This is a genomic window from Sphaerisporangium viridialbum (assembly GCF_049674955.1).
Lineage (GTDB): Bacteria > Actinomycetota > Actinomycetes > Streptosporangiales > Streptosporangiaceae > Sphaerisporangium > Sphaerisporangium viridialbum.
Map to the genome: position 1 here is coordinate 3,058,353 of NZ_CP187232.1, position 12,232 is coordinate 3,070,584.

The following is a 12,232-nucleotide window of genomic DNA, read 5'->3' on the forward strand; positions in this document are numbered from 1 at the left end:
GGATCCATTGCGAAATTTTCGCCGACGCGCGTCGCTGGCCGCCGCCCTCGGCATCGTCGCCATCTCTCTCAGCGGTGTCCCCGCCCAGGCGGGCACCCTGGTCTCCACTGCTTCGCGGGCCGGTTCCGGCTGGGTGACGGCTGCCGGCCCTCTCGCCGTGCCCGCGTCCGCCTCCTTGACCGGACGGGCGCCCGCCGCGACGGAGGACCCGGACGAGACCGTCTGCACCGCGCCGTACGTCAATGAGGACCAGAGGCTCGGGCCGAAGAACCTGCCGAAGAACGGGGATCTGGGGAAGATTCTCAGCGGTTATGTGCCGCTCGGCGGACTCCCGCCGCAGAAGTTCCTCAACCGCTACTGGATCTGGGCGGCGTCCTCCTACCGCTATCCGCCCGACTTCGGTTTCGCCCATTCGGGGGGATACTCCAACGGCCGTCCGCTCATTACCGCGATGACGTTGCGCGTCGGCGAGAAACTCGATCGCTTCGGGGGCGAGGGCGGGGCCTTCCTGGCGCCGATCGGCACGCCGTTCTCCCAGCGCGGCATTCCCCCGACCAACCTGGAGACCTTCCCCGGCGCGCCGCAGTACCTGTGCAACTACCACACCTACCGGGTGAGCAGGGAGTTCGCGGTCGACTCCGGTCCGATCGCCTCGGCGTTCCAGCAGCCGGGCGGCGGCGACCAGTACCACCTGGTGAGCAGGCTCATCCCCGAGTCGCCCCAGATGCGCGACGAGGTGTCCGTGAACTGGCTGGTGGAGAACGGTTACCTGGAACGGCTGAACTGAGCGAGCTCGGGCGGCAGGGGGCCTTCGCGGGCACGGCGCCCCCTGCCGCCCCGAGCGGACGTACCGTGGCCGGGTCAGGCCGGAGACGAGCGGGCCCCCCGGCGGCGCGCGACGGCGCGGGCGACGAGCCGCCGTACGCGCGGTCCGTGCCTGCGCGCCCAGGCGCCCGCCCAGGCGAGCTGGTACCCGATGACACCGGCGAGGGTGGCGACCGCGTCGCCGGCCTGGAGGACGCCGTCGTTCCGCGTCAGGGTCGCGAGGGACCGGCCGGCCAGGGCGGCGACGAAGGGCAGCGAGATGGCGAGGAAGAGCCCGAGGCACAGGGCGGTCCCGGCGACGAGGAACCCGCTGTAGAGCCGGGTCGCCCGGCGCTCCCGCCGATCGATGCCCGCGAGCGGGTCCGCGGCCGGCCGGCGCGCGGCGCGGCGAACCGCGTACAGCAGGTACGCCGTGGCGCCCGCGTAGAGGTTGCGGCAGCCGGTGAGGTCCTGGATCACGAAGTACAGGTCGGTGCGCATGAAGACGAGGAACTGCAGGGCGAGCGCCGTCATCTCGGTCAGGGCGACGACGGACGGCAGCGGATGCGTGCCGAAGAGCGCCATCGCCGCGAGGCACCCGCCGAGGAGGGCGGCGTCCACGGCCATCCCGGCCAGGTAGACCGTGAGGCGCGCGCGCCGGCCGGCCAGCCAGATGCCCGACACGTCGGTCTGCACGGCCAGGAACTGCAGCCGGGTGTCCAGCCGGATGCGTCCCGGCACGCCGGCGGCCCTGGCGGTGCACAGATGCGCCAGCTCGTGGAGCGAGACGAGCACGGTCACCACGACCACCTCGCCGAGCAGCACCAGCGTGCCGTGCTCGCTCCACATCAAGGCGTCCCAGCGGGGGACCACCTCAGGGCGCAGGAGCACGGCGGCGAGCCCGCCGAGGACCAGCGCGGCCAGCAGGGCGTGGAGTACCGGGCTCAGGGTCCAGCGCACCAGCCTCGCCGGCAGCCAGGGGAGCGACGGCCGGGGGACGGGCGGGGCGTCGAGCACCCGGTCGCCGATCGAGGCCACCAGGCCCACGGCCGCCATCCCGGCGACGAAGTCGCCCACGTCGAGGTTCGCGCCCGTCTCCGTGCGCAGCCGGCGCTGGACCACCCGGACGGTCATGCCCTCCTGGAGCAGCTGGATGGCGCGCACCCCCTCGTACGGCACCGCGACGCACACGCCGGTGTCGGCCCTTCCCACGATCCACTCACCGCGGTCCTCGCGGACGCCGAGAGCGTGGAGCCGGACCGCCGTCATGGCAGGGCAGGGTGGAGCCTCGGCAGGGGCTGTGGCAGGCCGGGGCCCGGTCTCGGCGGCGGCAGCGGCAGGACCCTTCGCTCCACGTAGTCAGAAAGGTCGTGCGCCCCCTCGTACAGCGAGGCGACCACCGAGGTCCACGACTCCACCACCGCGCCGTCGTCGATCCTGCGGGCCCCCGTGCAGGCGCCTCGCGCGTCGTACAGGACGTGGTACATGCGGACCCCCGGGAAGATCACCAGCTCGGGAAGCGGGGCGCGGGTCTCCAGCGCGGACACCTCCGCGGAGTCGGCGACCCGGCCCTGCTCGCCGAGCCGCGCCCGGAGGGCCAGCAGATGGAGCTCCCACTGCAGGTACGGCGTGAGCGGCCACTGGACGACGCGCAGGCGCCGCAGCCGTGCGCGGGCGGGCAGGTCGGCGGCGATCGTGTCCCTGGCCTCCTCCAGCATGGCCAGCGAGCGGTGCCAGTCGCCGCGTCGCATGGTGTTCCAGCTCGGGTCGGAGCCCTCGTCGAAGGTCTGGGCGCGTTCGAGCTTCCAGATCACGCCCTCTATATTGTGAAAAATGCCGAAAAAGTCGGACGCGTACTCTTTTGTCGCCAGGAGGCGGCCTGGGACGGTGTGAATCCGTGGTAATTGTCTGTTCACCGGTATCCCCACTGAAATAGACGGTGACCCGGGGGCACTCGACGGCCGTCCCGCCCGGGCCTTCCTGTCGCCGCCCGCTCACATCGGTGCGTCACCCGGTGAGCGGGCGGCGGTTCTTCCGTGCGGTGGTGCTGGTCTTCCGCCCGCGCTCTCGCTGGAGCGGCCGGGGCCTCGCGCTAGCTGTTGGAGTTCCCGCTGTAGGTGTTGGTGGTCTCCACCTTGTCCAGCAGGCGGATCGATATCTTGGCGGCCGGGGGATCGATCTCGGCGGGCGGTTCCTGCGTCACGGGCTCGGCGTTCTCCATGGCTTCCCTTTCTCGACGTGGCGATCTGGTGTGCCTTCAACGTGCGAGCGGCCCCCGCCGTCAGGATGTGGCCGTGACGGCGGGCTCCGCTCTCGGCCGGAGAGTCCCGCAGGCGGGGCAGTCGGGCGCGGCCGGATGGCGCGCGTAGACGTGCTGGTCGGGGGCGACCAGATTGACCCCGGTGACGTAGCCCCCGGGCAGGGCGGGGACGCCGGTGAGCAGCGAGATGATCGCCTGGGCGGTCAGGTGACCCGACACCCCGGCGGACGGGGCGATCACCCCGCGCCCGCCCAGGTCGACGGGGGCGCCGGGTGGCAGGCTCGCCTCGACATGCGCGTTCAGGCACTCGTAGCAGGGCCCGCCGGGGCTGAACGCGCCCACGCTGACCAGGGGCCCGTTGTAGCCGCCTACCGCCCACGGCACGCCCGCCGCCAGGCACACCCGGTTCGCCCACACGCGGATGCCCGCGCGACCGCGAGGCTCGTCCGCGCACAGGGCGAGCGCGTCGAACCCGGCGACGAGCTCGGCCAGCTCGCGCTCGCACTCGATCGAGCGGCTCTCTCCGGTGATGTCGAGGCAGGAGTTGACCTCGGAGAGCCTCGCGACCGTGACCTCGGCCTTGGGGCTCCCGATGTCCGCCTCGCGGTAGAGGGCCTGCCGCGTGAGGTTGGACAGCTCGACCACGTCGCGGTCGACGCAGTGGATGCCGCCGACGCCGCAGGCCGCCAGCGCCCAGGCCGCGTGGCTGCCCGTACCTCCGAGCCCGAGGACGAGCACCCGTGAGCGCTTGAGGCGGACCTGCGCCTCCCAGCCGTGCGCGCGCGGGGTCAGGTCGACCCGGCGGAAGAACGCCATGTTCCTTTCGTACCGCTCCTGCTCGGCCGGGCTCAGCTCGTCGGGCGGCCTGGCCGAGGCGTCCTCGACATATCCGGAATTGACCAGGAGCTCCACGATCGCGGTCGCGCCCGCCCGCGTGAGCGCGGGGAACGCGCCGCGCAGCAGGGCCGCTATTTCCTCCTGCGTGCGCGTGCCGTCCATGGCGACCAGCGCGGCCCATGCGAAGCCGTCCGGATCGGCGATCTCGGCGGCGACCCCGTAAATGGACCCGCCGATGCGAACCCTGCCGTCTCCGGCCCTGTGGGGCCGGTGCTCGGCTTTCACTCGTGGCAACCGCACGGCCACCTCGGGTAAACAGAGGATTATCTGACACAGAGATAGTGGGTGAGTGAATCGCCGGCGTCAATGGTGTTCACGTGAACTTAATTGGGCTGACGAGTGGAACGGAAAACGCGTTCAGCCCGGCGTCAAATGGCTTTGAAGTCGGCGAAATCGAAACCGGGGGACACCACGCAGCTCACCAGGACGCCCTCTGGCCCCGCGGGGTACGCGGCCTGCCAGGTGCCGGCCGGCACGAGCGCCTGGGGGACCTGCCCGTTCTCCACGTCGGGACCGAGCGTGATGGTCTCGGCCGTGCTCTCCCGCCGGCCCGCCGAATCACCTGTGCCTTCCGGACGGTCACCTGCGCCTTCCGGACGGTCGCCCGTGCCTTGCGGACGGTCGCCCGTGCCGCCGAGCAGGAGGGTCAGCGGGCCGCCTCTGTGCCAGAACCACACCTCGTCGGAGCGGACCACGTGCCAGACGGACTCCTCGCCGGGCTGGAGAAGGAAGTAGATGCCGGTGGCGCTCTGCCGCACCCCGCCGTACCCGGGAGGCTCGAAGCCGGCGGAGGTCCTCCACGTCTCGCGGTACCACCCGCCCTCCGGGTGGGGGAGCAGCCCCAGCGCCTCGGCGACCGCGGGACGCTCCTGGACGGCGGTGAACGCCCCGGTCACGTCGCGCCGCAGGAACCTGACCCGCCCGTCGTCGCCCACGGCCACGACCGCGTCCGGCCCGGTCAGGGTCTGGTTCGCGACGCGCAACGCCTCGGCGTCGTCGGAGACGAACACCGAGGGGCCGTCCGGGTAGTCGCCGAGCGTCATGAGCAGCACGCCGCCGATCTTATGGCACCAGGGAGGCTCACGGCCGTGGACGGCCGGACGGTGAGGCTTCGTCCCGGGGCTCACTGGGATCGTGGTCCCCCGTCTCACTGGGATCGCGGTCCCCCCGGGGCCTCACTGGGATCGTGGTCTCCCCGCGCGTCGCTCGCGTCGTGGTCCCCGCCCGCGGTGAGACGCCGCACGTCCGGTATGCCGAGCACGATGGCCCCGGCCGCGACCTGCCAGATCGCGCCGAACCCCAGCAGGGCCGCGACTCCGGCGGCGGAGGCCACCGGCCCTGCGGCGGCCAGGCCGATCGGGCCGAGGGCGAACGCTCCCATGGTGGTGAGCGAGGTGATCCGCGCGAGGACTCCGGGAGGCACGTGCCGCTGGTTCGTGGTCGCGTAGAGGGCGCCGCTGACCGCCGAGCCGGCGCCGGCGACCAGCGCGGCGCCCGCGATGAGGGCGGTGGGCAGGCCCGCGGCGATGGCGCCGGATGGAAGCGCCCATCCGAACGTGGCCACCGTCGCCACCACGAGCGGACGGCGCGGCATGCGGCCCCCCATCATCGAAAGCCCGCCCGCGACGGCTCCCGCGCCGTACAGGGCCATGATCAGACCCCAGCCACGCGCACCGCCGAGACGCTCCTGCGCCACCACCGGCCCAAGTACGAGGAACGGCGCCCACACCAGCAGGTTGAACAGGGTGAACTGCAGCGTGGTCACCCAGAGCCAGGTCCTGGAACGGAACTGCTCCCACCCCTCCCGCACCGCCCCCGTCTTCGGCGCGGAGGCCACCCGCGCGGAGACGCGCAGCAGGGTGAGGGCCAGCAGGCTCACCGCGTACGTCCCCGCGTCCAGCGCGACCACCACGCCGGACCCGGCCACGGCCACGAGGACTCCGGCGATCGCGGGGCCGCCCACGGACGCCATCGACTGCGCCAGCCCCGCGAGCGCGTTGGCGTCCCGGAGCTTGCCCTCGTACGGGGTGCCCCCGGCCGCGACCGCCGGGATCAGGGCGCCACGGGCCGGCGCGTAGAACGCCTCGCCCGCACCCCAGACCGCGACGAGCACCATGAACGTCCAGATCGGCGGATGTCCGGAGAGCAGCAGCCCGGCGAGGACCGCCTGGGTGGCACAGCGGACGACGTCGGCGTAGATCATGACGCGCCGGGGGCCCAGCCGGTCGGCGACCACGCCCCCTGCGAGCAGGAACACGATCATGGGCACGATGCGCGCCGCCATGACGTAACCGAGGTCGGACTGGGTGCCGCCGCCGTCCAGCACCGCGAACGCCACCGCCAGCGACGCCATCGACGAACCGAGCAGCGAGGTCGCCTCGCCGATGAAGAACAGCCGCAGGTCCCGATGGGACAGAGCGCCCAGACGCCGTCGAATCCACTTCCAAGCCATGCCCCCTCACCTTGGGAGCCGACCGACCCGCTTTCAATGCCCCGACTGAGAAAACTTGAGTCCCTTTACTGCAGGAGCGCTATCGAGCGGGCCGAGTGCTCTATCTGCTGTTTTCCGTGGCGTTAGACTCGAATTCCCTCCTCCAGCCGACACCATTTACTGCGGTTACCAGCTACGAGAGCCCCAATGCCCCCTGACCGAGACAGACGACCACGAGAGCGCTCGACGACAGCCCCGGTCGAGTTCGGTCGACACTTGGCCACCACCGTGAGAGTGAGCGATGCCAGCCCCCGTCGAGTACGCCGTCGCGATCGATCACTACCTGGACACCCTCCGGCTGGGGGACGCGTCGCGCCGCGTCTATCGCATCGCCCTGGCGACGTGGGCCTGGCCCCTGGTGGGCAGGACTCCGCCCCAGGGGAAGGCCCGGCGCGGCGCCCGCCCGCCCATCGTGCCGCTGGCACTGCTCGACGCCCCTGACATGACAGAGCGCCTGCACGCCGCTCTGAGCGAGCGTGCCGCGACCGCCGACCCGCGTACCGTCGGCCGGGAGCTCTCCATCCTGCGCGGCGCGATCGCCTGGTGGCGCATGCGCGGCTGGATCGACGCCGACCCACTGCGGCGGCTACGGCCGCCGGCGACACCGGTCGCGGGACCCTCGGTGCTCTCTCGGGAACAACTGGCGATGATCTTCGACCTGCCGGTCGGCCTGCGGGAGCAGACCTGCTGGCGCCTGCTCTACGAGACCGCCGCGCCCATCGAGCGCATCCTCGCTCTGAACGTCGAAGACCTCGACCTGGTGCGTAGGCGCGTGCGCGGGGCCCCGGCGATCCGCTGGCGCGCGGGCACGGCCCGGCTCCTGCCCCTGCTCCTGCTCGGCCGTACGGGTGGGCCGGTGCTCCTGACGGAACGCAGGGCCGCGCCCAGCACGCCCGCCCGCGACCGCTGCCCCGTGACCGGCCGGGGCAGGCTCTCCTACCGGCGCGCCGCCGAGCTCTTCACCACCGCCACAGCCCCGATCGCTCCCGGCGGGCAAGGCTGGACACTCCGCCACCTCCGCTCCACCGGCCTCACCCACCACCAACCCAACCCCCCGCGCCAACCCCTCAGCGGCCCACCTTCACCACCCGGCCCCGTCGACCACTGACCCGCCCAAACCCGCCCAAACCCGCCGAGAGCTGAGCACACCGGTCTCGTTGACCGCTGAGCCGACCAGACTCGCCGAGAGCTGAGCACACGGGCCTCGTTGACCGCTGAGCCGACCGGACTCGCCGGGCGCTGAGTCGGCCGGCCGAACCGGCCACACCCGCCGAGGGGCGCGTCGGGTTGCGTCCGCGGGGGTGGTGTACGAGTTGCCGCTGTTGGTCAGTGGGGGCCGGGGTCACTTACGGGAGCTGAGTACGCAGAACTCGTTGCCCTCCGGGTCGGCGAGCACGACCCAGGGCTCGGCGCCCTGGCCGACGTCGGCCAGGCGTGCCCCTAGCGCGAGGAGGCGGTCGACCTCGGCCTGCTGATCCTTGGGGCGGAAGTCGAGATGAAGCCGGTTCTTGCCCTTCTTCTCGTCGCTCACGGGGGTGAAGAGGATGCCGGGCAGGACGTCCGGGGCCAGGCGGATCTCGTACTCGTCCGCGGCGTCGTTGACGACCACCCAGCCGAGCGCCTTGGTCCACCACTCCCCGAGCGCGACCGGATCGGCCGCGTCGACCACTACTTGCTCCCAGATGAGATTCATAGAGGCCCCGTACCCATCGACACGCCCGTATTCCTGCTTTCCGCCCATACGGCCGACGCGGCTCCTGCTTTCCGGTGGGAGAGGCGATCTCTGCCTTTCGTCCGGTGGCCGGTTCCGGCTCCGTCCTTCCACCGGCGGGAAAGGTGCTTCTCGCCTTCCGCCCGATGGCCGAGGCAGCGTGCTTCCGCTGGGTGGGGAGGTGGCTCCTGTCTTTCCGCCCGGGTGGGCGAGGTGGTCTGAGTTGGTGGTGGTCTTCGGCTGACCGGGTTCGAACGTGATCTTGATTGTGGTGGTTTGTGGGGATTTGTGAGGTGATCGGGAGCCCTCCCGCCCGTCCGAGTCGTGTTCGATCCTTCCCGATGCGACGGGCGGTTCATGAGCCTGCGTGAGGGGCGATTTTTTGTCAGAGGGCGTCGATAGTGTGCCGCTCGTGATCGAACGTTGGAGCCGTGATCAGGTGCTCGCGCTCGCCCCCGACGCCTCTTCCCAGAAGGGGGCGCAGAGCGTGGGCACGCCGGCCAAGTGGTCGGCTCTGGGCAGCGTGCCCGACGTGCTCTGGGGAGAGTGCAAGGGCAGCGGGTCATCGCCTTACCGCGCCTGCGTCGACCTCGGCGAGCCCGCCTACCGTTGCAGCTGCCCGAGCCGGAAGTTCCCCTGCAAACATGCGCTCGGCCTGCTGCTCCTCTGGTCGGCCGACGGTGTGTCACCGGCCGAGGCTCCACCCGCCTGGGTCGCCGAGTGGCTCGATCAGCGTCGCGTGCGCGCCGCCAGAGCCTCCGCCACCACCGCCACGGCCCAGGGCGACGCTCCGTCGCCTTCCGAGCCGGGCGCGGCCGAGCGGCGTGAGGCCGGTTCCGGTGACGGCGCCGCAGCCGACCGGCGCGCGGCACAGCGCGAGGAGCGGGTCGCCACGGGCCTGTCCGAGCTGGAGCGCTGGCTGGCCGACCAGGTCGGGCAGGGCCTCGCCGGAGCGCGGCAGAGCGCGCCCGCCCAGTGGCAGGAGCTGACCAGGCGCCTGGTGGACGCCCAGGCGCCCGGCGCCGCGGCGGCCGTCTCCCGGCTGCCCCGCGTGCTGGCCGAGGAAGACTGGCCTGCCCGCCTGCTCGGGGAGTACGGCCTGCTCAACCTGCTCGCCGTCGGCTACCGCCGTGCCAGCGAGCTGCCCGCGCCCCTTCGCGACACGATCCGGTCGCGCGTGGGCTTCCCGACGTCACGTGACGAGGTGCTCGCGGGCCACACCCTGCGCGATCACTGGGATGTGCTCGGCCAGCGCGACGAGGAGCAGGACCGGTTGGTCTCTCGCCGCGTCTGGCTGCGCGGGCGCAGCAGCGGCAGGTCCGCCCTGCTGCTCTCCTTCGCGCCGGTCGGCCAGGCCCTCGACACCTCGCTGGTCACCGGCACCTCGCTGGACGCCGACCTGGCCTTCTATCCCGGTGGGTCCCCGTTGCGCGCGCTGGTGGCCGCCCGGCACGGCGGAGTGCCGGCCGGGCCGCCGGGGGGCGGCGGGGTGCGCGCGGCGCTGGCGGAGGTGGCCGCCGCGCTCGAAGGAGACCCGTGGCTGGAGTCCTGGCCCGTGGTGCTGGGCCCGGTCGTCCCCGCCAAGCGCGGAGATCTATGGTTCCTCGCCGACGCGGCCTCGCCCCGGGGGCCTTCCATCGACGCGGCCTCGCCTCCGGAGCCCTCCGGCAACGCGGCCTCGCCTCCGGAGCCCTCCGGCAACGCGGCCTCGCCTCCGGAGCCCTCCGGCAACGCGGCCTCGCCTCCGGAGCCCTCCGGCAACGCGGCCTCGCCTCCGGAGCCCTCCGGCAACGCGGCCTCGCCTCCGGAGCCCTCCGGCAACGCGGCCTCGCCTCCGGAGCCCTCCGGCAACGCGGCCTCGCCTCCGGAGCCCTCCGGCAACGCGGCCTCGCCTCCGGAGCCCTCCGGCAACGCGGCCTCGCCTCCGGAGCCCTCCGGCAACGCGGCCTCGCCTCCGGGGCCCTTGGGTGACGCGATCTCCCCTCCAGAGTCTTCCACCGACACAACCCCCTCTCCGGGGGCTTCCGGCGACGCCGCCTCGTCTAGGGGGCCTTCTGGTGATCCGCCGGTGGTGGAGGGGATGCCGCTGCACCCGTCGACCGGTCTCCCGTGGCGGCTGCTGGCCGTTTCAGGAGGTCACGGGGTGACCGTGGCCGCCGAGTGGACGCCTCGGGGCTTGCGCCCGCTCACGACTTGGGACGAGGAGGGCCAGGTGGTGGTGCTGTGATCACGGTCGACGAGTGGGAGCGACTGGTGTCGGCGGCGCTGGTCGGCACAGACCGGCGTCCCGTGCCCGACCTTCTGGGGCAGGCCGCGGCGCACACCGTCGGGGCGCGGGCAGGGCAGCGGCTCCATAGGGGCGAGCCGCTGCCTGCCGCGCCTCCCGAGGAGCAGCCGCTGGTCCCCCGTGCCGCGGGTGAGCGGGTGAGCCGCATCCTCGACGGCGAGCAGCCGCGCCTGCTGCCCGAGTGGCTGGAGGCCGCCGCCGTCCGGGGGTACCGGCTGCCGCCGAAGCTCGTGCCCAGGGTGCTCGACCACGGCGTGCGCGACCGGTCGCTGCGGGGTCCCATCGGGGTGCTGGCGGGCGCGAGGGGCCGCTGGCTCGCCGCACTCAACCCCCCCTGGGCCTACCTACTGGAGGAGGCGACCGCCCATATGGGCACCGTCTTCTCCACCTCGAATGCCTCGAACACCTCAGCCGCCCCCACCGGTCCCCACGGCCTCCCAAGACCTCCCGCTCCGAACGACGCCACCGACCCGAACGACTCCGGCAGCCCAAGCGGTTCGGCGGACGCCGACGGCTCCACGGGTTCGGACGATTCGGCGAGTTCCGAGGGTCCCGCAGGCTCCGGCGCTTCCGTTGGTTCGGACGGCTCAGGCTCTGGGGGAGGGAATGGTCCTACGAGCTCAGGCGGTTCCGCGGGGGCCAGGGGTTCGTCGGGTTCGGATGGTTCGGGGGGATCTGTGGGCACCGAGGGCTCCACAGGCTTCGATGCCTCTGCGGGTTCGACCGGGTCTGGGGGATCAGAGGAATCTCTGGGTTCTGGGGGCTCCGCGGAGGAGGGAGAGGTCGAGACGCATCAGCTTTGGGAGTTCGGCACCAGAGGTGACCGCCTCTCCTATCTCCGGGGGCTGAGGTCTGCCGATCCGGCCAAGGCGCGGGCTCTGCTGCGACGAGGCTGGGAGCAGGAGGGGCCCGAAGACCGGGCGGCGTTCATCCATGCCATGGCCGACGGTCTCTCGATGGCGGACGAGCCGTTCCTGGAGGCCGCGCTCGACGACCGCAGGCGCGAGGTCAGAAGCCAGGCCGCCGACCTGCTCACCAGGCTCCCGGAGTCGCGGCTCGGCCGGCGGATGGCCGAGCGGGCGGCGCGGTGCCTCACCCTGGCCGGCAACCGGCTCCAGGCCGACCCCCCGCAGGCCTGCGACAGCGCGATGGAACGCGACGGCGTCCGTTCCCGCGCCCCCGGCGGCACGGGTCAGCGCAGCTGGTGGCTGCAGCAGCTCGTCGCCCACACGCCGCTGTCGTTCTGGACGCATCACTTCGGCCGCACGGCCAAGCAGATCGTCGCGCTCAACATCGGCGAGTGGTCGCGGGAGGTGAGGCTCGGCTGGGAGCGCGCGGCCGTCCTGCAGAACGATCCGACCTGGGCGCGGGCCCTGTTCGCCGTCGAGCCGCTCACCGACCTGCTCGCCGTCCTCCCCCCGGCGGAGCGCGCCGACAAGGCGGCCGAGCTGGTGCACGACCAGCCCGTCGACGGTCAACTGATCATGATGCTCGGCGGGATTCCCGCCCCCTGGGGAGCGGCGCTGGCCGAGGCCGTGCTGGCGAAGATCCTCGACACGGCCGGGCGCCAGCCCTGGAACCTCGGCGAGCTGGTGCGCCTCGCGAGCGAGCGTGTCGATCCGGCCATGCACGAGGTCGCGGCGCGGCTCTCACCCGAGCCGCCCGTCCAGGAAGTGGCCGCCACGCTGCGGTTCCGCTTCGACATGCTCGCGGAGCTGGAGCCCCGCCCGTGAGCATCCAACTTCTTCGAACTCCATCCTCCGGGCCGACTACGCGAGAGCG

General features: G+C 72.6%; 11 protein-coding genes. 4 read left to right on the forward strand and 7 right to left on the reverse strand.

All coding sequences use genetic code 11. From position 1 onward, the window contains the following. Nucleotides 1-7 precede the first annotated feature (7 nt). Nucleotides 8-787, forward strand: a complete 780-nt coding sequence (locus ACOZ38_RS13525) for a TNT domain-containing protein (RefSeq protein WP_424530812.1) — start codon at nt 8-10, stop codon at nt 785-787. Nucleotides 788-861: 74 nt separating this feature from the next. Here the strand turns inward: ACOZ38_RS13525 and ACOZ38_RS13530 are convergent, their stop codons facing one another. From ACOZ38_RS13530 to ACOZ38_RS13555, 6 genes are all read right to left on the reverse strand, one after another. Beyond that, nucleotides 862-2,073 carry a hypothetical protein gene (locus ACOZ38_RS13530; RefSeq protein ID WP_424530813.1) on the reverse strand — a complete coding sequence of 404 codons (1,212 nt, stop codon included), beginning with the start codon at nt 2,071-2,073 and terminating at the stop codon, nt 862-864. After that, nucleotides 2,070-2,732 carry a DUF6879 family protein gene (locus ACOZ38_RS13535; protein ID WP_424530814.1) on the reverse strand — a complete coding sequence of 221 codons (663 nt, stop codon included), beginning with the start codon at nt 2,730-2,732 and terminating at the stop codon, nt 2,070-2,072. The genes ACOZ38_RS13530 and ACOZ38_RS13535 overlap by 4 nt, the downstream gene beginning before the upstream one ends. A 164-nt stretch (nt 2,733-2,896) precedes the next feature. Next, complete coding sequence (locus tag ACOZ38_RS13540) at nt 2,897-3,025, reverse strand: hypothetical protein (protein ID WP_405146851.1); 129 nt, start codon at nt 3,023-3,025, stop codon at nt 2,897-2,899. A 60-nt stretch (nt 3,026-3,085) separates the two neighbouring features. Beyond that, a complete protein-coding gene (locus tag ACOZ38_RS13545; RefSeq protein ID WP_424537002.1) occupies nt 3,086-4,186 on the reverse strand; it encodes a HesA/MoeB/ThiF family protein in 1,101 nt (366 codons plus the stop codon). 143 nt (nt 4,187-4,329) lie between these two features. After that, nucleotides 4,330-5,004 carry a cupin domain-containing protein gene (locus ACOZ38_RS13550; RefSeq protein WP_424537003.1) on the reverse strand — a complete coding sequence of 225 codons (675 nt, stop codon included), beginning with the start codon at nt 5,002-5,004 and terminating at the stop codon, nt 4,330-4,332. 104 nt (nt 5,005-5,108) lie between these two features. Then, nucleotides 5,109-6,413, reverse strand: coding sequence for an MFS transporter (locus tag ACOZ38_RS13555; protein ID WP_424530817.1), 1,305 nt, complete (start codon nt 6,411-6,413; stop codon nt 5,109-5,111). A 280-nt stretch (nt 6,414-6,693) separates the two neighbouring features. Here ACOZ38_RS13555 and ACOZ38_RS13560 point away from each other — a divergent pair, with 280 nt between their 5' ends. Then, the gene (locus ACOZ38_RS13560; protein ID WP_424530818.1) at nt 6,694-7,560 is read left to right on the forward strand and encodes a site-specific recombinase; all 867 of its coding nucleotides are present in this window, start codon (nt 6,694-6,696) and stop codon (nt 7,558-7,560) included. Between the two features lie 234 nt (nt 7,561-7,794). Here the strand turns inward: ACOZ38_RS13560 and ACOZ38_RS13565 are convergent, their stop codons facing one another. After that, nucleotides 7,795-8,145, reverse strand: a complete 351-nt coding sequence (locus tag ACOZ38_RS13565; protein WP_424530820.1) for a VOC family protein — start codon at nt 8,143-8,145, stop codon at nt 7,795-7,797. 430 nt (nt 8,146-8,575) lie between these two features. Between ACOZ38_RS13565 and ACOZ38_RS13570 the strand changes: the two genes are divergently transcribed. Next, nucleotides 8,576-10,390 carry an SWIM zinc finger family protein gene (locus ACOZ38_RS13570; RefSeq protein ID WP_424530822.1) on the forward strand — a complete coding sequence of 605 codons (1,815 nt, stop codon included), beginning with the start codon at nt 8,576-8,578 and terminating at the stop codon, nt 10,388-10,390. Next, on the forward strand, nt 10,387-12,183 hold the full coding sequence (locus ACOZ38_RS13575) for a DUF5691 domain-containing protein (RefSeq protein ID WP_424530824.1): 1,797 nt from the start codon (nt 10,387-10,389) through the stop codon (nt 12,181-12,183). Before ACOZ38_RS13570 ends, ACOZ38_RS13575 begins: the two co-directional genes overlap by 4 nt. The last annotated feature ends 49 nt before the right edge of the window (nt 12,184-12,232 follow it).

What these genes read in the sequence shown, in the direction of transcription:
- ACOZ38_RS13555 (WP_424530817.1), bottom strand. Translation starts at nt 6,413, where the DNA reads ATGGCTTGGAAGTGGATTCGACGGCGTCTGGGCGCTCTGTCCCATCGG.
- ACOZ38_RS13540 (WP_405146851.1), bottom strand. Translation starts at nt 3,025, where the DNA reads ATGGAGAACGCCGAGCCCGTGACGCAGGAACCGCCCGCCGAGATCGAT.
- ACOZ38_RS13550 (WP_424537003.1), bottom strand. Translation starts at nt 5,004, where the DNA reads ATGACGCTCGGCGACTACCCGGACGGCCCCTCGGTGTTCGTCTCCGAC.
- ACOZ38_RS13565 (WP_424530820.1), bottom strand. Translation starts at nt 8,145, where the DNA reads ATGAATCTCATCTGGGAGCAAGTAGTGGTCGACGCGGCCGATCCGGTC.
- ACOZ38_RS13560 (WP_424530818.1), top strand. Translation starts at nt 6,694, where the DNA reads ATGCCAGCCCCCGTCGAGTACGCCGTCGCGATCGATCACTACCTGGAC.
- ACOZ38_RS13530 (WP_424530813.1), bottom strand. Translation starts at nt 2,073, where the DNA reads ATGACGGCGGTCCGGCTCCACGCTCTCGGCGTCCGCGAGGACCGCGGT.